At 53.0% G+C, this 22332-nt stretch carries 21 protein-coding genes; 19 read left to right on the top strand and 2 right to left on the bottom strand.

The features are described 5' to 3' along the window. Nucleotides 1-105: 105 nt before the first annotated feature. From ACJJI7_RS05400 to ACJJI7_RS05440, 9 genes are all read left to right on the top strand, one after another. Nucleotides 106-630, top strand: coding sequence for an AraC family transcriptional regulator (locus ACJJI7_RS05400; protein WP_282952194.1), 525 nt, complete (start codon nt 106-108; stop codon nt 628-630). A gap of 6 nt (nt 631-636) precedes the next feature. Beyond that, the gene (locus ACJJI7_RS05405; protein ID WP_444902488.1) at nt 637-2733 is read left to right on the top strand and encodes a hypothetical protein; all 2097 of its coding nucleotides are present in this window, start codon (nt 637-639) and stop codon (nt 2731-2733) included. Further along, complete coding sequence (locus ACJJI7_RS05410) at nt 2726-5593, top strand: tetratricopeptide repeat protein (RefSeq protein WP_444902487.1); 2868 nt, start codon at nt 2726-2728, stop codon at nt 5591-5593. The genes ACJJI7_RS05405 and ACJJI7_RS05410 overlap by 8 nt, the downstream gene beginning before the upstream one ends. After that, nucleotides 5580-6230, top strand: coding sequence for a tetratricopeptide repeat protein (locus ACJJI7_RS05415; protein ID WP_020414160.1), 651 nt, complete (start codon nt 5580-5582; stop codon nt 6228-6230). The genes ACJJI7_RS05410 and ACJJI7_RS05415 overlap by 14 nt, the downstream gene beginning before the upstream one ends. Then, the gene (locus ACJJI7_RS05420) at nt 6230-6508 is read left to right on the top strand and encodes a hypothetical protein (RefSeq protein ID WP_020414159.1); all 279 of its coding nucleotides are present in this window, start codon (nt 6230-6232) and stop codon (nt 6506-6508) included. The genes ACJJI7_RS05415 and ACJJI7_RS05420 overlap by 1 nt, the downstream gene beginning before the upstream one ends. A gap of 239 nt (nt 6509-6747) precedes the next feature. Next, nucleotides 6748-7416 (top strand): MotA/TolQ/ExbB proton channel family protein, encoded by a 669-nt coding sequence (locus ACJJI7_RS05425; protein ID WP_252083686.1) that lies wholly within the window; start codon nt 6748-6750, stop codon nt 7414-7416. Nucleotides 7417-7427: 11 nt separating this feature from the next. After that, nucleotides 7428-7955, top strand: coding sequence for an ExbD/TolR family protein (locus ACJJI7_RS05430; RefSeq protein ID WP_020414157.1), 528 nt, complete (start codon nt 7428-7430; stop codon nt 7953-7955). Between the two features lies 1 nt (nt 7956). Further along, nucleotides 7957-8478 carry a biopolymer transporter ExbD gene (locus ACJJI7_RS05435; protein ID WP_020414156.1) on the top strand — a complete coding sequence of 174 codons (522 nt, stop codon included), beginning with the start codon at nt 7957-7959 and terminating at the stop codon, nt 8476-8478. Nucleotide 8479: 1 nt separating this feature from the next. Further along, nucleotides 8480-9499, top strand: a complete 1020-nt coding sequence (locus ACJJI7_RS05440; protein WP_444902486.1) for an AgmX/PglI C-terminal domain-containing protein — start codon at nt 8480-8482, stop codon at nt 9497-9499. Between the two features lie 83 nt (nt 9500-9582). On the opposite strand, the gene ACJJI7_RS05445 is transcribed toward ACJJI7_RS05440, so the two are convergent. Continuing rightward, nucleotides 9583-9960, bottom strand: a complete 378-nt coding sequence (locus tag ACJJI7_RS05445; RefSeq protein WP_020414154.1) for a DUF2237 family protein — start codon at nt 9958-9960, stop codon at nt 9583-9585. Nucleotides 9961-9962: 2 nt separating this feature from the next. Further along, the gene (locus ACJJI7_RS05450; RefSeq protein WP_282952190.1) at nt 9963-10580 is read right to left on the bottom strand and encodes a DUF2939 domain-containing protein; all 618 of its coding nucleotides are present in this window, start codon (nt 10578-10580) and stop codon (nt 9963-9965) included. Nucleotides 10581-10746: 166 nt separating this feature from the next. On the opposite strand from ACJJI7_RS05450, the gene ACJJI7_RS05455 reads away from it, so the two are divergent. The 10 genes from ACJJI7_RS05455 (at nt 10747) to ACJJI7_RS05500 (ending at nt 22219) form a co-directional block, all read left to right on the top strand. Continuing rightward, a complete protein-coding gene (locus ACJJI7_RS05455; protein WP_020414152.1) occupies nt 10747-11493 on the top strand; it encodes a hypothetical protein in 747 nt (248 codons plus the stop codon). A gap of 27 nt (nt 11494-11520) precedes the next feature. Continuing rightward, nucleotides 11521-12204, top strand: a complete 684-nt coding sequence (locus tag ACJJI7_RS05460) for an RDD family protein (RefSeq protein WP_282952188.1) — start codon at nt 11521-11523, stop codon at nt 12202-12204. Nucleotides 12205-12210: 6 nt separating this feature from the next. Continuing rightward, entirely contained in the window at nt 12211-13182 is a 972-nt protein-coding gene (locus ACJJI7_RS05465) for a stage II sporulation protein M (RefSeq protein WP_353375490.1), read from the top strand. Next, entirely contained in the window at nt 13172-14749 is a 1578-nt protein-coding gene (locus ACJJI7_RS05470) for a DUF4129 domain-containing protein (RefSeq protein ID WP_444902485.1), read from the top strand. Before ACJJI7_RS05465 ends, ACJJI7_RS05470 begins: the two co-directional genes overlap by 11 nt. Next, complete coding sequence (locus tag ACJJI7_RS05475) at nt 14739-16058, top strand: DUF4350 domain-containing protein (protein ID WP_444902484.1); 1320 nt, start codon at nt 14739-14741, stop codon at nt 16056-16058. The genes ACJJI7_RS05470 and ACJJI7_RS05475 overlap by 11 nt, the downstream gene beginning before the upstream one ends. Then, nucleotides 16055-17059: an AAA family ATPase gene (locus ACJJI7_RS05480; RefSeq protein WP_444902483.1), complete on the top strand. Its 1005-nt coding sequence runs from the start codon at nt 16055-16057 to the stop codon at nt 17057-17059. Before ACJJI7_RS05475 ends, ACJJI7_RS05480 begins: the two co-directional genes overlap by 4 nt. Next, nucleotides 17056-18453 carry a DUF58 domain-containing protein gene (locus tag ACJJI7_RS05485; RefSeq protein WP_444902482.1) on the top strand — a complete coding sequence of 466 codons (1398 nt, stop codon included), beginning with the start codon at nt 17056-17058 and terminating at the stop codon, nt 18451-18453. Before ACJJI7_RS05480 ends, ACJJI7_RS05485 begins: the two co-directional genes overlap by 4 nt. 111 nt (nt 18454-18564) lie before the next feature. Then, nucleotides 18565-19182 carry a 2OG-Fe(II) oxygenase gene (locus tag ACJJI7_RS05490; RefSeq protein ID WP_020414145.1) on the top strand — a complete coding sequence of 206 codons (618 nt, stop codon included), beginning with the start codon at nt 18565-18567 and terminating at the stop codon, nt 19180-19182. Between the two features lie 166 nt (nt 19183-19348). Further along, complete coding sequence (locus ACJJI7_RS05495; protein ID WP_444902481.1) at nt 19349-19807, top strand: hypothetical protein; 459 nt, start codon at nt 19349-19351, stop codon at nt 19805-19807. A gap of 219 nt (nt 19808-20026) precedes the next feature. After that, nucleotides 20027-22219 (top strand): TonB-dependent copper receptor, encoded by a 2193-nt coding sequence (locus ACJJI7_RS05500; protein ID WP_444902480.1) that lies wholly within the window; start codon nt 20027-20029, stop codon nt 22217-22219. Nucleotides 22220-22332: the final 113 nt, after the last annotated feature.

A 22332-nucleotide genomic window follows, 5' to 3' on the forward strand; every position in this document is an offset into this window, starting at 1 on the left:
CAGCGTCGTAAAAAATTTGCCAACGGGATCACACCAGATAGCTGCGCCCCTGACATAATTTGCGCCCATTACACAATAAAGCCAAAAGCAAGCGAAAGGCCTTCCATGGGACGCGTTCTCCAGTTGTTTATTTTCTCACTCGCTCTCTTCACAGGCGCAGCGTCTCAGGCTCAGCAAGAGTCTTTTTCCGCTGAAAAGCTGGAAAATCTAAAGCGCGATGTTATTAAGTTAAACCGGGATTTGTTAATCCTGGAAGAGGACCTGCTCTACCCCGCACAAAGCCAAGTGGCTTTTTATGTTTCTGTGGATATCGGTCACTATTTTCAGTTGGACGCTGTTAAATTACATATCGACAATAAACTCACAGCTAGCCACCTGTATACCGATCATCAGCGCAGTGCCCTTGTACGCGGTGGTATCCAACCCCTACACAAAGGCAACCTAAAATCTGGTAACTACACCATTTCCGCTTTCTTCACCGGTCTTGGACCAGAGGGACGCGAGTATAAGCGGGGCGCGACTCTAGAGTTGGAAAAGACCGATGAGCCCGTTGTTATCGAATTGCGCATCTCAGATAAAACCGGCAAACAACAGCCGGACTTTGAACTCATTCAATGGCCCACGCCCTGATTACCCATGAGCTACCGGCCCCTCTCCCGCATAATATCCCTCAGTGTCGCTTTGCTAGGTGTCAGTTTGCCTGCTTATGGCACCGAGACCGAAGTTACCTCGGAAGAAATACCGCCTCAGGAAAAGACGCAATCCGAAGACAAAAAGTATCGCCAAGCTCAGGATATGTCCTACGGGGCAACCCTGTATGAGTACTTTCAAGGCAATAATTTCGATGCCCTCAGCACCCTGCTTGTCGCCAAGCAACGTGATTCAATTAAAGTTCACCGCGACAGTGCCGCATTGATCGAAGGGGGAATCAGCCTCAGTTTTGGTCTGCATCGACACGCTGCCGAACTTTTCGAGCTACAGCTTCATACCGGCAATCAAAATACAGATCCCAAACTTCGCCAGGCTGCCTGGCTGAAGCTGGCAGAGCTGAACTATTTGCAGGGTGACTTTTCCTTAGCGGCAAAAAATCTGGAAAAGTCTGGAGCCATAGATTCCTCCACCCTTCCCCTTAACCTGGCCTTGCGCAGTGAAGAAATCTCCACTGCCCAGGAATTCCTTAAAAGAGCCGATCTGCCGCTGTCAGAGCGCCTACTCGGACACATCAATCTAGGCGCAGCCTTAGCCCGAAGAGGAGAGTTAGTTGCCGCCGCCGAGGAATATCGCTTCGCAAGCACACTGGCGACTGAGCAGGATGAACCCTCAGAGGATATCCTGATACTCGCGGACAAAGCGCATATCGGCGCTGGCTACGCTATGGCATTGTCAGAGCAGTTTTCCCAGGCCCAAGCTGAATTTTCCCAAGTGCGCCTGCACACCCCCTGGGCAACCAAAGCTCTGCTTGGGCTCGCTTGGTCTTCGATCAACAGCGAGCAATACCAGGAGGGGGTAGATGCCCTGCGTTTTTTATTGGCAGAATACCAACACAGTCCCGCCGCACGGGAGGCAAGGGTCGCCCTGCCCTATGCCTATGAAAAGCAGGCTGAACGCAATAAAGCCCTAAGCGCCTATAGTGATGCAGCCACATATTTCGAGAGCACATTGCAGCAGCTGCAGCACTTACAGCGGAAGCTGTCTTCAGAACCGCTGGCGGATGCCAGCCAATTTAGTCAGTCACAACGCTACGGCTGGCTACAACTGGCTCAAGCCGCACCCTTACTGCGGGACAACCAGCATTTTCTCTTACCCATTTTACAGAGCGATCAATTCCAACTGCGCCTGTCGGAGCTGCGCGACCTGCAGCAGATGGATAGGGTACTCAATGACTGGTCACAAAAAATTCCACAATTGCATTCATTGATCGAAGAGCGTCACCAAAGGCGCTCCGGCATCATCGGGCAGTACCAGAGCGCAGAGTTTGACCAGCAACTGCAAATCGCCAAGCAACACTACCGCAATCTCAACGATGCCCTGGCCCAAATAGAAGGGGAGCGTGACGCACTGACTCTGCTCGAAGCTACCAGCAACGGGGAGGGTGGAAATAACAGTGAGATATTCGAGATGCTGGAGATACTCCAGGGCGCTGAGCATCGCTATCAACTACTGCGCAGTAACGGTAAGGGGTCCGACTACCAGGGCGAGACCCTGGCTAAAGCCCGTGGCATTTTATTATGGCAAGCCAGCGAACAGTATCATCACCACTTGTGGCAACAGCGCAAAACTCTGCAACTACTCGAATCCAGCTTACGCGATGGTGAGAAGCAACTAGGTAAAACCTCTGTAGAAGTGGGCCGCGCACCGCAATTGACCCAGCTAACAGAGCGTCTGGCTAGCACTGCGGCGCAATTATCCGGCCAACGCGCAGCCATAGCCAAAACGGCTTCAAAGGTTGAGGCTGCCCTACGCCGGGATATTATTGCTGAGCTGGAGCGAGAGCAGTCGCGGATTCACAGTTACCAGGCCCACACCCGCCTCGCTATCGCGCGCTTACAGGATGCCTCCATGCTAGAGGCCGCCAGCCAGCCTCCGCCAAAAAACCCTGAGAAAAATACTCAGGTGGAAACGCAAGATGGCGAAAATACTCACGAAAAAGGCAAAGCCACAGTAGAGAAAATAACTGAGGAAAAGACCGCAGAAGCTCTATTGCCCGATAATGAAGGGGGGCAGAGTGAATAGGTTTGGTTCCAGAAGCTTTTCCCTGCGCCTGCTCACTGCCGCTATCTGCTGTATCAGTACCGCCTGCAGCAATCAGTCCGCACTGACACTTGCAGATCTGCCCACGGCCACGGCTGCTTCCACTGAAGAACCTGTATCAGCTCCCCCTGAGTTGATATCGGTTGATCTCGCCACTCTCGTGCAGAGCTATCAACAAGCACTGGCCAGCCAGCCAGACCCGCAGATTCGCGCACAGATTCGTTTGCGCCTGGCCGATCTGGAAATGGAGCGACTGGAGCAACATCAGGCGGATAACCCGGAAGTTTCAGTCGGTTTTGCCAGTGCGGTGCAGCACTACCAGACACTCGCCAAAGAGAGCCCCCGAGACGACTATATTCTCTATCGTCTGGCGCGAGCTCGTGCTATGGATGGCGAAATGCCAGGCGCACTGCAAGCACTGGAGCGCATCGCCCAGGGCGCACCTGAGTCACCGTTTATGGGGGAGGTTTTATTCCGCCGAGGCGAAGCGGCTTTCAATCGCAAGGAGTATTCGGCAGCGGCACGGGACTTCCGCGCATTGCTGGAGAAGGGCGAAAGTCCATTTTCCGATAATGCCCGCTATATGCTCGCCTGGTCAGAGTTTAAGTCCAGCGATTATCGCCGTTCCACGGAGATATTTCTCGAGTCTCTGGATATTCTGCAGCAGCGTGCCAGCGAAGCAGAGTTACCTCTGGGCCAGAAGCGCCTGCGCGAGGATAGCCTTCGTGGCCTGGCCCTGAATTTTAGTTACCTGGGCGGTGCCGAAGCTATCGAGTCCTTTAATCCCGATGGTAAGCCACGAGGTTATCAGCACCTGCTGTACAGCGCTCTGGGCAATTGGTATCGAGAAAAAGAGTTATTCCGCAACAGCGCGGATACCTATCTGGCTTTTGTTAAGCACTACCCCAATAGCACTGAAGCGCCATCATTACATTTGCAAGCTATTGAAACACTGCAAAATGGCGGCTTACACGATGAGGTGCTTCCAACCAAGCGGGAGTTTGTACAACGCTATGGTATTCGCAGTGAATATTGGCAGCAGGCAGAGACAAGTCAGCGCGAAGCCCTGGCACAGTCACTGCGCCCCTGGCTTGAGGAGTTAGCCCAATTTGACCACGCGCGCGCGCAGGAACTTGCTCAGTTAGCGACCAAGGCACCGGCTAATAAAAGTAAACAAAAACAGCAGCTAAAAGCTCAGTCTCGCAAAGCTTACCTAGCGGCAGCGGAACTCTACCGGCAGTTTTCACAGACTTTTCCACAGGACCCCCGCACTCCACCAATGGTCTTCCTGATGGCCGAATGTCTCGAGCAGGCTGGCGACTACGCTGGAGCCTGGCGCGCATACAGCCAGGTAGCCTGGGAATATCAAGACAAGAAGCATGGTGCGGAGGCTGGTTATGCAGCCATTCTTAGCTCGGCACAAGTGCATAAAGAAACACCGGGGCAGGATGCCGAGCAAAAAATCCTGTGGCTGGATCGCAACATTGAGGCCAGCCTTAAATTTGCCCAGAGCTGGCCGCAGGATAAAAGAGCCTTACCAGTACAACTATCTGCCGCAGATAAGCTGCTACAACAGTCACGTTTTGCCGAGGCTATTGCCGCCGCACAAGCTGCAGATAAGTGGCAGCCACCAGCGAATAAGGCTCAGCAATTAAATATCGCGATGATCCTGGCTCACAGTCACTTTTCAATGAAAGATTATATGGCTGCGGAAGAAGCCTATACCCGTGCGCTGAATATACAGCCTAAGGATAGCCATTTGCGCGAGGACACACGCAAGCAACTTCAACTTTCCATCTATCGGCAGGCAGAGTTGGCACTTGCGCAACCAGCACTCACCGAGGATGGCAGAGAAATTCCCAGTGAGGAGGCGTTGCGCCACCTGCTGCGAATCAGGGAGAGTGGACGCAGCGAAATTGCAGCCACCGCCCAGTATGACGCGATCAATTACCTGATGGAATTACAGCACTGGCAGCGTGCCAGTGCTGAACTTGCTGACTTCCGGAGTTTCTATCCTGCACATCAGCTGGCACCTACCCTCGCCGCCAAGGCGGTAGTTATTTTTGAAGCCTTGAAAATGCCTGCCGCTGCGGCCGGCGAATTACTGCAACTTGCACAAAATGACCCCGACCGAGAAGTACGTCGCCAATCCTTATTCCTCGCGGCGGAAAGCCTGCAAAAAGCAGGTGAGCATCAAGGTGCCATTGAGAGTTACCGTAACTACAACAAGCTCTGGCCAAAGCCTGTTGAACAACGTCTGGAAGCGCAATATCAGTTAGTGCAACTGTACGGGCAAACCAATCAACCTAATAAACAGAATTATTGGCTACAGCAATTAGCAAAAAATTCAGAAAAATCCCCTCGGGGCCGCTACCTGTCCGCTTATTCCCAAAGCGCATTGGCAGAGCAGAGCTATGAAAAATTCGCTTCATTAAAATTGCACTTGCCGCTAAAAACCAGTCTCGCCAATAAAAAGCGCGCGATGAAAACCACCGTGGCCGATTATCGCAAGGTTCTCGAGCTGGAAATTGCGGAATTCACCACCCAGGCCAATTTCCGTTTAGCTGAAGTTTATCGACAGCTCAGCCATGACCTGATGGAATCTCAACGCCCCAAAAACCTGAATGACCTTGAGTTGGAGCAGTACGAAATCCTACTGGAAGAGCAGGCCTTCCCCTTCGAGGAAAAGGCTATAGAGCTGCATCAGGCCAATATTCAGCGCACCAGTGATGGAATTTACGACGACTGGGTCAAACGTAGTTTTGCCTCACTCGGCGAACTGTTACCCGCACGCTACAAAAAACCGGAAGCAACCCTGGAGTGGAGCCATGCACTGCATTGATTTGCGCAATTGCCCCAGTGGTATTTTTCGCCTCACAGCAACACTACTGATTCTGGCGACACTCAGCGCCTGTGGCAGCCTTCCACTTGGTAAAAATGCTCAACAGAAGGACGCCTCAATTGAGCATGTAATTACCGAAAACCCCTATTTGGCGGATGCCAAGCGGGTTCCCAAAGAGGCCAGCGTCGCTATGGCTCAGGCACACGAGAGCTTTAACAACGGAGATAGCTCAACCGCAGTGCAGCAGCTACAGCAGGTCATTGAACGCTGGCCAGAGCTCTCTGGCCCCTGGCTAAACCTCGGGATAGTACAGCAGAAAAGTGAACAGGCCGAGAATGCGGAAAATAGCTTTCGCAAGGCGATTGAGGTCAATGACGGTAATGTATTTGCCTGGAATCAGTTGGCTGCACTACTACGCGACGCTGGCCGTTTCGAAGAGGCCGAACAGTGCTACCTGCAGGCGCTGAACCTTTGGCCCGACTTTAGCGATGCGCACCGCAATCTGGGTATTCTCTATGACCTCTATCTAAACAGGCCGGAAGAGGCATTACAGCAATACCGTTTGGCCCAGAGCAGTCGAGAACAAGAAGACAAATTACTCGGCGCTTGGATACTGGAACTGGAGCGTAGACTCTGATGCGAGATAAATTAATCATTCTAATGTCCGTAATATGCACCTGCTTCACCGCCCGTGCCGAAGAAATCACCACATTGGAATCCACGGTAATCGGCAGCCAGGAACAGCCCAAGGTGCTGTATATCATCCCTTGGAAGCAAGCCGACAGCCTGCAGCGCCTTGATAGTTCTCTGGCTCAAAATTTTAATACCGTTTTCAAGCACCAGGAGTTCTCAGAATTGAAACGGGAAATTCAACTGCTCAGTGCCAAGCCGGTTATTGAAGCAAAAAATGAATAGAAAAAATAATAATACTCATCAAGCACCACAAACTAATGTAATCGTGCTTTTTTGCTGAAACTCAGCACTCCAGTGGAGCAGGGATAAGCCACCACAGGTATTTCACTTATCAGGAGATGATTGTCGAGCCCTCATCAGGCCCCACAATATTCATCAGTATCATGTCCGATGTCCATGGAATGGCCGTTTGGCAAAAAAATATCGCTAATTAAACACTTACTTCTGTGGAGACACTCATCATGGAATTTACTCAGGCGTTATTGCGCTTTTTCCAGACTGGCGGCCCTTTTATGTACCCTATTGCCCTGGTGCTGGTTATCGGCCTCGCCATGGTAGTGGAACGCTGGATTTTTCTTTCCCGCGCTAAGAGCGCCAATCGCCGCGCTTATCTGCAGGTATTACCACTGCTACAAAAACGCAGTTACCAGAATGTATTACAACTGGCCCGGGACAACGATGCTGCGATGGGTCGCATTGCCGCCGCCGGTATTAATACCCTGCAATTCGCCAAGCGCGAAGAAAATATTGCATTGGCAATCGAAGAGGGCATCCTCGAAGCAGTACCGCGCCTGGAAAAGCGCACCAACTACCTGGCTACCCTGGCCAATATTGCTACCCTACTCGGTTTGTTAGGCACCATTATGGGCCTTATCGCAGCATTCACCGCTGTAGCCGCTGCCGACCCTGCGGAAAAAGCCACTATGTTGTCTACCAGCATCTCCGTAGCAATGAATACCACCGCATTCGGGCTTATCTCAGCAATTCCCCTTCTGCTATTTAATTCCATGCTACAAAACAAGACCAATGAAATTGTAGATAGCCTGCAGATGGCCGGAGTAAAGTTCCTAAACCTGTTGACTATGGGCCGCCCACAAAAAACGGAACAGCAGCGCGCAGTGAATGCCTGAGGGCTCTCGCCATGTTGAAATTAAATATTCGTCGCCGTGGACACGAGGAAGCAGAGCTGGACATCACCTCTTTTATGAGCCTGATGACTATCCTGGTTCCTGTACTACTGCTCAATATGGTGTTTTCCCATATTTCAGTTTTAAAACTCAATCTTCCTGGCATCAGTGATGGAAGCAGTAGTGCAACTGAACAGGAAAATCGACAGTTGGAACTGGTATTACGCACCGCACATGTTGATATCAATTACCCGGCCGGGCAACTAGTCAGGCGAGTGGAGAATACCGATGGTGAACCAGATATGGAAACTGTTTCCCTGATACTGCAGCAGATAAAGCGTAACTTAAGGGAAAAATCCATCGAGAAAGACGACTTGGTCATTCTTTCGGAAAAAGGTACATCCTATAAAACCCTGGTGGCAGCAATGGATACCGCACGCAGTTATCGAGCAGTAGTTGCCGCATCAGTCGTCGATGCCGAGTTGTTCCCACAGATTTCCCTGGGCGATGCCCCCCAGCAAACAACCGTAGCGGGGAAATAAAATGATGCTTAACGCAGCCGCCAAATTACAGGAGCGGCGTCAGCGACAGAAACGACAGCAATCGAAGCTCAATCTGGTTTCTCTAATGGACATTTTCACCATCCTGGTATTTTTCCTGTTGGTGAACTCCACTAGCGATGTACAGGTTTTGCAAACAGACAAAACCATCAAGCTACCCAAGTCCACTTCCCAGCAAAAGCCGGAGGTCACTACGGTTGTGAGGGTCAATAACCAGCAACTATTCGTTGGTGATCGCATGATCGTGGGCATTAATAATATTGATGCTGGTAAGGAAAATATTGAACCCCTCTTGAAGGAACTGGAGTACCGCGCCGAACGCGCCGGTGAACTCAGCGACGAGCAAAAGCAAAGGGGACGCTCGGTCACCATTATGGGCGACGAGCAGGTTCCCTATGAGTTACTCAAACAGATTATGCAGACCTGCGCCCAGGCAGATTACCGCGATATCTCTTTTGCTGTAGAGCAGACAGCACCAATAGATCCTGCGGGGGTGGAAAGTTGATATGAGCACTGCAACCAGCCGCTATGCCCCTTGGCAACTACAGGAAACCCTGTTGCCCTGGTCTGCTTCCAACCAGGAAGACCAGCGCTTTGTAAAATTCCTGCGTGCAGGGCTTATTGTCTTCGCCGTTTGTGGTTCCGTCATTACCTTTGCTCCAGTGCCGGAGCTGACCAGAGAACAGGCAGAACGAGTGCCACCACAACTGGCCAAGGTTATCCTGGAGAAGAAGGAACTCCCAAAGCCTAAGCCCAAACCCAAGGCCAAACCCAAGCCTGAGGAAAAAAAGCCTGAGGAAAAAAAGCCTGAGGCAGAGAAGCCCAAAGAAAAACCGGAACCAAAAAAAGTCGAGAAGGAAAAGCCGAAACCGGCTCCCAAACCCGAGCCCAGCAAAGTAGAGGCACCCCCTGTTGCCACTATACAAAAGGCGCGGGAAAAAGCGGCGAGCAGCGGCATCAACGCCCTGGCCGACGATCTATTGGATATGCGTGAGAGTTTTAACACGGGTGAGGTTACCCGCGGTCAGCTCAGTGCCGGTAACGCCACTGCCGCACAAACACAGCGCAATATGATCAGCGACAAATCCAAAACTTCGAGCGGCGGTGTCAGGGCCGGGAGCATCAGCACTGACACGGGAGGCGTCTCACTGGCGGGCCGACAAACCACCCGGGTTGAGCAGGCCCAAGCGAAGGGCTCCGCCAAGCAGGCAGCCAGGAGAGTCAGGGGTGAGAAGTTGGCGCGAACCGACAATGCCATTCGCGGCATAATGGAGGCCAACAAGGCGGCAATCAATGCGATCTACGATCGTGCCTTACGCCGTGATCCCACCCTGCAGGGTAAAATTACCGTGCAGCTGGTCATTGAAGCAAACGGCACTATTTCGTCCATCAAGTTGATAGAGAGTGAGCTGGACAACCCCGCCCTGGAGCGCAAGCTGCTGGCGAGAATCCGTATGATTAACTTTGGTGCTGCGGATGTTAAAGCCACAACCCGCAATTACTCTATCGACTTCCTGCCATCCTGATCGGGATTATGGATAAATGACATTGGCACAGCGCAGCAAACCTTTAAAGCTTGTCCGCTGTGCCAATTTCTCTTACGCACTGATTAATTCAAATCTGCAGCGTATTGTCGCAGTAGATGCAGAGGTACTATCTTCAGAGCTTTCACATGGGTACGCTGTAAAAAAACTCTCGGTGCCCTATCCTGCTGCTGGGCCTCCAACCAGCGGGCGGCGCACAGGCACCAGCGATCTCCCGGAGCCAATCCCGGAAACCCGTACTCCTCAATCGGTGTACTCAGGTCGTTGCCACGGCTGCGGGAAAACGCCAAGAACTCATCATTCACTTCCACACAAACCGTGTGGGAGCCTTGATCCTCTTTACAGGTGTTGCAGCAGCCATCGCGAAAAAAACCGGTCGTCGGCTCCAGGCTACAAGGAACTAAGGGGTCACCGAATACATTAACCGAGCTGTCCATTTCCATAATTAACCCTCCCGGCCCTGGTCACTGATTAGTTCGATATCCACCAACTGCCAGTGCAGCCCATTGCGCTGCATAAGCACACGTAATTCGGCGCGATCGTTCTCGCCATACTCGGCACTCAGGTGATTGATATCAGTAAAGCGCCAGCTCATGCGTTGCCAGCTACTATTGGAAGTGCCTCCTGTTTCCTGGTCATTTTCCAGGACAGGGGCAGCCTCTTGCTGAGAATCCTGGGCGAACAGCTCCCGCTCAAAAGCCTGCAAGTCCTCACCACCACGCAGTAATCTGGCAACACCTTCCGGGGTAATAAACTGTTGCAGCAATGGCCCCATAAAGAAATTGGCCCCAGCAGTCACTAGTTCATCAAATTCCTGTGGTATCGAATTGCCAATGGAGGAGCGCAGCTGACTTTGCAGGCGAAGCTTTAAATTGTCACGTAATACCGGAAAATCCACATAGCGTTCCAAGGTATCAATACTCTCTCGCCTTGTCTCAGGCTCATCTGCCACAGCCATCTGAGCTGCCCGCTGCAGCTGTTCGAGCGCATAAAAGGGCAACATCACGTAACCCGCAATCAGCAGCACCAGTACCACAGCCCCAGACCACAGTGTTTTCTTCATTATCACCTTCCTCTCAACCTATAAGTCGATTTTATGCTGAGAAAGGTTCATCACCTAATCCGCTACTGTGCTGGCGTGGCATTGTTCCCACATCGCGCCTGTGAGATATTCGCATCCAAGACTCTGCACGCCTACAAAATAAACCTTTAATGAGGACAATATAAGGATGAGTGATATCTACAAAGCTCCCGAGGCCGAGCTTGCTGGAGAGGGTGGAACTGGCGACTCTGGATCACTTGAGAAAGGCATTGCCGGGGATTATTCATTTTCTATTGGTGAAGCCATCAGCGAGGGCTGGCAGCTATCGAAAGGCAAGAAGCGCACAGTATGGTTTGCCATTATTCTCTATGTCATCGCAATTGCTGCAATCAGTTTTGTTGCCGGCCTTCTTACTGGTTACCCGGCATTTGATCCAGTAGAGGCCGGCAACGCTTCTCTCTCATCAACAATCATTTATAACCTGATCACTGCAATCGTAGGGGTTCCTCTGGTTGTGGGGATGATGATGGTGGGCATCAAGATCGCTCGTAAAGAAGAGACCTCTGGTACCGAAGTCTTCGCCCACTTCGACAAAATAGTGCCCTTGTGTGTGACTTACATCATCATGAGTATCCTGATGGCTATAGGTTTCCTTTTGCTGGTGATTCCGGGAATTTATCTGGCTGTTGCCTACATGATGGCTCTCCCCCTGGTAATAGATCAAAATCTGGGGCCCTGGAAAGCTCTGGAAGCCTCCCGCAAAGCCATTACTAAAAACTGGTTTGCTTTTTTAGGTTTCTTTATCGTATTGCTTCTTATCTACCTTGCGGGTGGTCTGGCACTGTTGATAGGTCTGATCTGGGCTATACCGCTGGCTTCTATTGCATACGGCGTCGCCTATCGCAAAGTCTTTGGCGGCCCCCAAGGGACATAATCCATTCGACCTGACAGGAGCGGTGGCTTGCTGGATACCACCTACAACGTCGAAACCCCCGAGGGAATCGACTTGCGTGCACGGGCCGCGGGGCCCGTGCCGCGAATTCTCGCCTTTGCGGTGGATTTGTTTTATCGCACATTGATACTGGCTGGGCTCGGTATAGCCCTGGCCTTTGCCGATACGGCAGGCATTGGTATCTGGCTCGTTTGCTCCTTCCTGTTGGAGTGGTTCTACCCGGTATTTTTTGAAGTGCTGCGCGGCGGTCAGACACCGGGGAAAAAAGCCTTTGGTCTGATAGTGGTAAACGACAACCTGACCCCTATTTCCTGGGGCGCCTCCATAGTGCGCAACCTGCTGCGCTTTGCTGATTTTCTCCCCTTTGCCTATGCTACCGGTGTTATCGCCATGACGATTGGGCGACACTTCCAACGCCTCGGCGACTTGGCTGCGGGCACCCTGGTTGTCTACCGGGAAGAGGACAAGGCACCCATAGCCCTGCCGGACAGCTCACCTGTGCCGCCACCACGCAACCTAAAACAACAAGATCAACGGGCCCTGGTCAGCCTGTTGGAACGCCACAATGACCTCAGTGAAGCCCGCCAACAGGAGCTCGCCAATTTACTCGAACCCATTACCCATAAGAGGGATGGCGCCGCGCTGGGTTATCTGCGCTCAGTAGGCAGTTGGCTATTGGGTGGCAGGGGCTAACGATTTATGCGACAGAGAGACTTCGAAAACCGCTATCGCGATAGCTGGGTGCAATTGGAAACCTGGTTAAAAAGCAGTGGCAAAAATACTGATGCAGCCACACTGGACCTACCCGCAGCCTATCGCGATTTATGCCAACAGCTGGCGGTGGCCAAGGAGCGACAATACTCCAACCGTCTAATTGACCACCTCAACCAGCTGGTAATGGCAGCCCATCACCAGGTCTACCGCCAGCAGACCCTGCGTCGCAAAGGCTGGCTGCACTACTTACTGTCGGGCTTCCCCCAGGCAGTGCGCGCCAACGGCCGAGTCGTAGCACTGGCCAGTGCCCTGTTCCTGCTGCCAGCACTGGTAATGGGCATCGGCACCTACAATAACGACGCACTGATTTATGCAGTGATGTCACCGGGGGACGTGTTATCCCTGGAGTCCATGTACGATCCAGGCAACCGCGTGCTGGGTCGCGAGCGTGGCTCCGACACCGATCTGGCCATGTTCGGTTTTTATATCAAGAACAATATCGGTATTGCTTTCCGCACTTTTGCCGGTGGCATCCTGTTCGGCCTCGGCTCCATTTTTTTCCTGGTTTTCAACGGTGTCTATCTCGGCGCGGTTTTCGGCCACATAACGCGGGTCGGCTTTGTCTCCACTTTTTATCCTTTTGTGATCGGCCACGGCGCCTTTGAACTAACCGCCATAGTCCTGGCCGGTGCCGCCGGTCTGCTTCTCGGCCGATCGCTGGTAGACCCAGGGCAACACCGTCGTGCTGTAGCCCTGCGCCTGGCCAGTATCGAGGCAATGAAAATCATGTATGGCACCTTCTTGATGCTGGTCATTGCCGCCTTCCTCGAGGCCTTTTGGTCATCCAGTACGGCGACTCCGATCAGTATCAAGCTGGGTGTCGGCGGCCTGCTGTGGTTACTGGTTTTTGCTTACTTCACCCTGGCTGGGCGCAGGGAGGAAAACAATGCAGGTTAAAAACCTGGCTGTGCAGGCGCGCCTACGGTCTCAGTGGGAATCCATCGACCTGGGGACGGCGCTGGCGAGAAAATATTGGCTGCCTTTATTCCTGGTGTGGCTGCTACCGGCCGCCCTGTTAATGGGTGCACTGGCAATGCTATTTCCCGGTGCTCCCGGTTGGTCGATGTTTGCTGTGTGGTGGCTTAAACCGGTTTTCGATCGCCTGCCTTTGTTTATGATCAGCCGCGCCCTATTCGGCTCACCGATATCGGCCTCGGCCGCTCTCAAACAGTTTTTCACGCAGAACCGTCACGACTGGCTGCTTTGGATTACCCTGCGCCGCCTGAGCCCAACCCGCTCTTTTGATCTGCCAGTCACCGTATTAGAGCAATCCAGTGGCAAAGCGCGTAGCACCCGTATCAGCATGTTGCACCGCAAGCATTCCAGCGCCGCCACCTGGCTGACGTTGACTGGTGTCCACCTGGAAGGGTTCTTCCTGGTGGCTGCATTTATCCTGATCTACCTGTTTATTCCCGAGCAGATAGCGGCCAACATCGATTGGCAGCCGATATTTAGAGGCGAAACTCTGGGGCTGGAGTGGATCTCTAACGTGCTCTACCTGTTTATCATGGCAGCGGTAGCTCCGTTTTACATCGTCTCGGGTTTCTGTCTTTATATAGGCCGGCGTATTGAACTTGAGGGCTGGGATATTGAAATCCAGTTCCGCGATTTGGTTCAGCGCCACCAGCGCGAACATCGGCCGCGTCAACGCGGCATTACCGGAAACTCGGCCGCATTACTCCTGGTTTTTACGCTCTCCTTCGGCTTCCTGGCTTCAGCACCGGATATCAAGGCAGACGCATTGGAGACACCTCAGCAAGCGCAACAGCACATCGATGAGATTCTCGCAGGCGAGGATTTTCACCGGGTGGAGGAGATCAGTGGCTGGCGCCTGAAGGAGAGGGAAAGCAGGGAACAGAAAATTCCCGAGTGGCTGATTGAATTTATTGAGTGGTTGTTAAACCGCTCTCCTGATGACGACAATGCCTCCACTTCCAGCTGGGGCCCTACTATTGCCCGTATCATCGAGATCCTGTTATGGATTGGTGTAATCGCAGGGATGATCTACCTGGGCTGGCGCCATCACGACACCATCCTGAAGAATCTGCGCTGGCAGCGCAAACCCAAGCCAAAAGCCGCCGTGCCAGAAACCCTGTTCGGACTCGATGTACGCCAGTCGAGCCTGCCCGACGATGTGTGCGCAGAAGTGCTGCGCCTGTGGCAGACAGGGGAACAGCGAGCTGGCCTCGGTCTACTGTATCGAGCCACCCTGTCCCACTTGATTGAGGATTTCCAGTTTCACTTTGGCGATCATCTCACCGAAGCAGAATGTGCCCAGCTGGTACACCGGCGCCAGAGCGAGCCCGCGGAAGACCTGCCTTCAGTGACGGCTCCACTGAGCCAGTTTGTACAACAGCTCACCAGCGATTGGCAGCAGCTGGCCTATGCCCACCGTAGTCCGGTCGATGCTCGAATGAGGGCATTGTGCCAGGAATGGCAAGAGGTATTCCGCAATGACAGTTAAACGTCTGTTGATCGGTATCCCACTGCTACTCTGTGCGCTGATGGTATGGGGGTTTTTAACGCTTTTTGAGCGCTACACCGAAGAGCGGGACCGCGGTTGGGCCCCGGAGGCGAGGCGCAACTGGTTCCTGGCAGCGGAGCAGTACCTGGCAGCTTTAGGATTGGAGCCTCGCCAGGCGGAAAACATTTCCGTATTGAATGAACTCTCCCCGGACGCCACCCTATTTATCTCCGATTCATCCCAGGTATACAACCCACAACGAGTGGATGAGCTGCTGGATTGGGTGAGTAGTGGCGGCCATGCCATTGTAGTGGCACGCACGGAGGGTTTTGATTTTGAGGAGCAGCGCAGCGAGGAGCGCGACTGGCTACTGGAGGCATTGGATGTCTCCATCATGGAGGGGCATGGGGAGTACTTCTTCGACAACCCTCTACAACAGCTGCTCGGAGAGGACGCAGAGCTGAGCCCTGAACAGAGCCCTGGCGAAGCCATGCGCGAATATAACCGCAGAATTGACGAAGGCGATTTCCCAGAAGAGAAAAAAGCTGAGACCAGTGGAAAGAAACCCCGCAATCCGGATGTAGGGCCGGAAGACTTGGTCAATCTACCCACAGATAATAGTGGCGAGATCCAATTGCATTTTAATGCCAGCCACCTGCTCTATCACCCAGGGCTGGACGACAATACTGTCGCGGGGGCACCGGTATTCTGGGCCAGGGTGTGGCGCGACGACGAGGCTGTGCCCTTTATACAATTCGAGCGTGGCCGCGGAGTTATTACCCTGCTGACTGACAGCGAAATCTGGCAATCTCACCGTATAGGACACTTCGATCACGCCTATTTCCTACAACTGTTAGCAGGTAATGGGGAATTTGTCTTCCTGACCCGCCCGCGCTTTGATTCTCTCAGTTACCTGGCGCGCAAGTATGCCGCAGAGTTTTTCCTCGCCGGTGCCCTGGCCCTGCTCGGTTGGCTGTTATTGCGCACGCGCCGCTTTGGCCCCCTGCAACCGGCACCGGAAACCGCGCGTCGGTCCCTGCTGGAACATATCTCTGCCTGTGGCCACTATTACTGGCGCCATGATCGCTGCGAACAGCTATTGCGCGGTCGGCGCGCTGAACTTTTACGCCTCCTAAGGGCCACTGATGCCGATTCCACGGACCGGCACAATCTGGCCGTGAGACTCAGTGCCGCTACGGACCTAAGCGAACACAAAATCATCGCCAGCCTGTGGGGCTCACCGGCTACCAGCGAAGAAACTTTTACTGAACAAATGCGCAATCTGCAGCGAATCGAGGCAGCCCTATGAGCGATACTATCCTTCAACCAGAACAGCAAACCCACCGCGACACGCCTGACTGGCAGGCCGCCTCAGCCCAACTGCAGTTACTGCGCAACAATATCAATCGCCTGCTGATTGGCCAGGAACAAGTCGTTGACCAGGTATTGGTGGCCCTGCTGGCTTCCGGCCATGTACTGTTGGAAGGCGTGCCCGGCCTCGGTAAAACCCTATTGGTACGTACCCTGGCCAACTGTTTTGGCGGCAGTTTCCGCCGTATTCAGTTCACCCCAGACCTGATGCCAGCGGACGTCACCGGCCACGCCATGTACAACATGGGCGAGAGTCGCTTCGAAGTGCGCCGCGGGCCGGTCTTCACCAATCTGCTGCTGGCAGACGAAATCAACCGCGCGCCGGCCAAAACCCAGGCGGCTCTGCTCGAGGTGATGCAGGAGAAACAGGTCACTATCGACGGCACAGCGCTGCCTGTCCCCAGCCCCTTTATGGTGCTCGCCACACAGAACCCTATCGAGCAGGAGGGCACCTACCCTCTGCCAGAGGCGGAACTCGACCGTTTTCTGCTCAAGGTCCTGATCGATTACCCCAGCCTGGAGGCGGAGCTGCGACTGGCTGCTGCTGCCAGTAGTGGGCGTATAGAACAGCGCCTGCAGGAAAAGCCGACCGGTGAAATAACCATCGAGCAGCTGCAGCAACTACAAACACTGGTCCCCCAGATAGCCTTGGACCAGCAAGTACTGGACTATGCAGTGCGGTTGGTTCGTGCCACACGGGAGGCCACCCAGCTGCGCAGCCCAGCGGGCCCAAGAGCGAGCATTGGCTTGTTACAAGCGGCCCGCGCCAGCGCCCTGTTACAGGGACGCGAGTTCGTTCTGCCCGACGATATCAAGGCGATGGCAATTCCGGTAATGCGCCACCGTGTCAGCTTATCCCCGGATATGGAGATCGATGGTGAAACCGCTGACAGCGCCCTGGCGCAGATTGTCGACAGTGTCGAGGCGCCTCGGCTGTGACCCAAAGTACTGCCGCCACAGAGGCACAAACTGCCCCAACTCAGCATGGTCATCCGGGACCCAGCCAACGCCTGGTGAAACTTCTCAGTTACTGGTGCCTGGCCGCTCTGGTGATCAGTATTGCGCGCATCTGGATACCCGCAGCAGCGGCACTGATCGAGACAGCTTGGTGGACAGGCGGGACCCTGCTGATCGGTGCTGCACTTTTGGACTTCCTTACCGGCCGCAGAATCACCGGGCTTGAGGGCGAACGCCGGCTGCCAAATAACCTGGCCCTTGGCGTGCGCAACAGCGCACGCTTGAAATTGCGCAACAACGGCCCGCGTACTTTACAACTCTCCGTCTGTGACAGCGTGCCACAACAACTGGCAACTACTGGTCTACCGCGGAGGGCAAAGTTACAGCCGGAACAGGAGGTCTCTATTGAATACTCCCTGGTACCGCATCGCCGTGGTAGTGCCAATTTCGGTCGGATAGAGATCCTCGCTGATTCCCCTTGGGGCCTGTGGCAAACCCGACTATGGCTGGGTCGAGAGCAGTCAGTAAAGGTTTACCCCAACTTTCTCGGTATCTCCTCATTGCAGGCCCTTTCCACAGAGCAGACCCTGCGTATGCTCGGTTTGCACCAGCAACAGCGCCGTGGAGAGGGCATGGACTTTCGCCAATTGCGTGAATACCGCCAGGGTGACAGCCAACGCCAGGTGGATTGGCGGGCCAGCTCACGCCTGCGCAAGTTGATCAGTCGCGAATATCAGGACGAGCGCGACCAGGAAATTATCTATATGCTCGACTGCGGTCGACGTATGCGCGCCAAAGACGGGGAGCTGAGTCATTTCGACCACGCATTGAACGGTTTATTATTGTCCGCCTATGTGGCAATTAAGCAGGGAGATGCTGTTGGTCTGCACGCCTTCGCCGCAGGCCAAGACAGCTCTGGGGGGCAGCTGCCACCAGTCAAAGGGGAAAACGCGATCAATCTGCTGCTGAATAATGTCTACGATCTGCACTCCGGAACCGGTAGTGCCGACTACAGCGGCGCAGCCCAACAGCTCCTGACCAAACACAAGCGTCGCTCACTGGTTATCCTGATCACCAACTTGCGCGATGAAGACAGTGTGGAGCTACTCGCCGCAGTGCGGCTTCTCACCCGTAATCACCTTGTGATGGTGGCAAGTTTAAGGGAAACCGCTGTGGACCGCCTTGCCCAAAAACCTATCGAAGACTTTTCCGGAGCTATAAAAGGGGCCGCTGCACAGGATTTCTTGCACCGACGCGCTCGCCTGCTTCAACAGTTACAGGCCTGCAATGTACTGGTTGTAGATTCACGCCCGGAGCTTCTCCACCAAGCCTTGGTGGAAGCCTACTGGTGCCTTAAGCGTAGCGGCAAAATCTAATCGGTAACCCTTTGGGGAAATTTTCCGGCCTGAGACAAGTAGCGCCAGTTAAGGGATAATAGCGATGTACTAAAAACAACAATTCCCAAACGCAGGGAGCGTAACACAAACATGTCCCGGCTCACTATCGACCAACTCGACCGCGCAGAGGTAAAAACCTCCCCTTATCCTCATTTCTACCTGGAGCGATCTCTGGCCTCTGACGATGCTACTGCTCTTATCAAAGAGTTCCCATCATTACAAAAGGGCGGTAGCTTCAATATCGCAGATGTGGAGGCCTCGGATCGCCTGCGCCATTTTATCCAACAGTTCGACAGCGCCAAGATACGAAAAATACTTGGGGAAAAGTTCGATCTGGATCTTTCTGATAAACCCATGATGGCAACTCTGCGAGGATATTCCCGAGCAAAGGACGGACGGATTCATACAGATTCGAAGAGTAAATTAATTACTGTGCTTATTTACCTTAACGAGGAATGGCCATCGCCCACCGGGCGACTGCGTATTCTACGCAATGGGGACGATATGGAGGACTATACCGATGAGCTGATCCCTGGCCCGGGTTCTCTACTGGCTTTCAAGGTGACAGACAATTGCTGGCACGGCTACCCAAGCTATGAGGGCAAGCGGCAGTCAATCCAAATCAACTTCCTTACCGGCGATAGAGCAAAAAACAAGCACCAGTTTTTCCATGGAATCAGTGCAAAATTGAAATCCATATTTCGCTAATTTAGCAAAAACATTTTTATGAACTGATAAATATCAAGTCAAAGGATAAAAACGGCGATAACATTATTTATCCGGTGATGGAATTTCCCTTTCCAGCAGGAAAACCTGTTGCCACTTGGCACCGGGAAACTAAAATAGATCCCGGCAAATCACAGATCCGCTATTTATGAGCCGTAAGCGCACCCTTCAAAGCTGTCCGCGCCTGTCCCGATGGCAGACGTTGTTGCTTTTATTGGTATTTCTCAGCGTTCGCGGCTTGGCACCGGCTGGATTTATGCCAGCTGCTTTTGCAGCTGGTACGCCCTATGGCCTGTGCCATGGAGATAGTCGCAGCGCCTTGCTTTTAAATGCGCTGGCTACCCCACCTACCCTTGAGCACCATCACAATCACCAGGCTGAACACAGTAGTGGCCATAATCACGATGCGTTGACCGCGCATTCGTTTGCCGACAATCACTGTAATTTTTCTGCCGCTGCTACTGTTGCCAGTGTCCCAGTAGCAGACTTGGATTTATTTTCTGAAGGGCAAACACCTCGCACTTCAACCCCCGGCTTCAACTTAGTTTCTGCTGTCGCCTACACTTTACCCCTTATTCGCGCCCCTCCCCGACCATCCATTATTTAAATATTTTTCGACTGTTTATGTCGTAATTTCCTGAGGCTCCGTAATTCATAACCACTGCTTGTCAGTATGTGGCTTTGACCTGCGTCCGCACATATAGCCTCAGAGGTAAAGGAGCTCCAGCTGGCCCTATTTGCCAGCAGGGAGAAACCCGCGCTCACCTGAAAAATGGGTGCGCCAATGCCTGTGCTCACGATGCAGGCGAATGATGGATAGATCAGAATGCAAAAAGTGATTAAAACCAAGCCTCTCAAGAAAAAAACTGCAGAGAAATTATCCGATGGATTTCACCTGCCCACTCCGCTCGCACTTGCGATTTTTGCCAGTTGTGCCTACCCAAGCAGCCTGTTTGCCAGTGAGACAACTGAGAGCAAGGATGAGGAAATGGAGCAGATGGTTGTTACTGGGGTAAAAACTGAGCTGCCCTTAAACCTGGTGACAGATCCGAAAAAACCGCGTCAGCCATTACCTGCTAATGATGGTGCCGATTATCTGAAAACCATTCCCGGATTTACTGTAGTGCGCAAAGGCGGAACCAGTGGCGATCCATTGCTTCGCGGCATGGGTGGCTCAAGACTGGGGATGCTATTGGATGGTGAATCCATGATGGGAGGCTGCCCTGGCCGTATGGACCCCCCTACTGCTTATATATTTCCCGAGAGTCTCGATGAAATCGAAGTAGTAAAGGGACCACAAACTGTCTTACACGGTCCCGGTAACTCCGCGGGGGTAGTGCTGTTCAAGCAATTGCAGGAACGCCCCACAAAAAATGAATGGGATATGCACGCGAGTCTGCTCGCCGGCAATGCTGAGAGAAAGGATGGGCTACTCGATATCGCCTATAAAACTCCACAGTTCTCTCTACGTGGGTCAAGCTCTTCAGCCTCTGCTGACGATTATGAAGATGGCGATGGTAACAAAGTGCATTCCAATTATGAGCGATGGAGCGGCATGGTAAACCTTGCCTGGACTCCTGATGACGATACCCGCCTGGAATTTGACAGCGCTTTCAGCGATGCCGAGGCGGCCTATGCCGACCGTGGCGTGGATGGCAGTAAATTTGCGCGTGAAAATTATAAAGCCAAATACCGCCACAGTAATATCGGCGATCTGTTGAATGCCGTCGAAGTGCAGGTGTATTACAACTATATCGACCACATAATGGATAATTACAGTCTGCGTGAACCCTCGGGAATGACTGCTAACCCCATCGCGATGAATTTAGACAGCGAAACACTGGGAGGCAAAGTAAGCCTACAACTTACCCCTGTAGATAATATCGAACTGGCTACTGGGCTGGACATGTGGAAAAACCGTCACCGTGGTCGTATGAGCATGAACCAGGCGAGGCTCGATTACCGCCAACTCAACTGGGATGCGGATGCGGAATTTTCCCAGCTGGGCATTTTTTCCGAAGCCAGTTGGCAGTTTTCTCCCGATCAGCGCTGGATCGCCGGTGCCAGACTGGATGATTGGGAAGTGAAAGATCTACGAAAGACCATCTCGGTCTCTATGATGTCCAAAGTAGATAACCCGACCGCTGGAGAGAGTCGCTCCGAGCAGCTACATAGCGGTTTTATACGCTACGAATTGGCGCTGCCGAGTGCCCCCAACAGTTCTACCACTCTTTATGCCGGACTCGGATACAGTGAGCGTTTCCCGGATTACTGGGAAATATTCGCCCGAGAAGGAGAAAACTCCTACAGTGCGCTCGATATTAATTCGGAAAAAACCACCCAATTGGATATCGGATATATTTATCGTAGCGAAAAGCTATCCGCCAGTATATCTACCTTCACCAGTGACATTCGAGATTATCTACTGGTCCAAAACGATTATCAGAAAGCAGCTGTACCCATGGGGATGGGTGACATGACTTCTATGAGCAGTGATATGGACCTGGGGGAAAGCACAGATATCCGTACCACTGCCGTAGTCCGTAATGTGCAAGCCCGCACCTGGGGGCTGGAGCTGGATGCCAGTTACCAGCTGAGTGAAAACTGGCGCACGGAGTTAACCCTAACATCTGTACGCGGCGCCAACGACACAGACAAAACCACCCTGGCCCAACTTCCACCACTGGAAACCCGCCTGGGCCTGCACTATGAGCAGCCCCAATGGTCTGCTGGCGTATTGTGGCGGGCCATATCCAGTCAGGATCGCGTGGATATCGGCAAAGGTAATATTATCGGCCAGGATTTTGGCACAACGGATTCTGCCGATGTTCTCTCTATTAATGCAGGATGGCGGCCCGGTAAAAGTTTGCTGATCACTACCGGTATCGACAACCTACTGGACGAAACCTACGCGGAGCATGTCAGCCGTGCCGGTGCAGAAATTCCCAACTTTCCACAGATATCAAGGGTAAATGAGCCCGGTCGTACTTTTTGGCTAAAGGCAGTTTATCGAATCTGAGATTCGGGGCTCCTTGTGAGCCCCATCTCTCTACCTGGAGCTTGCAAAGCCAGTCACATGATTACGACTTAATACAGGTGGAAAAGAGGAAAATAGCAGCCGGCATTAAGTTA

The organism is Microbulbifer variabilis (assembly GCF_056232115.1).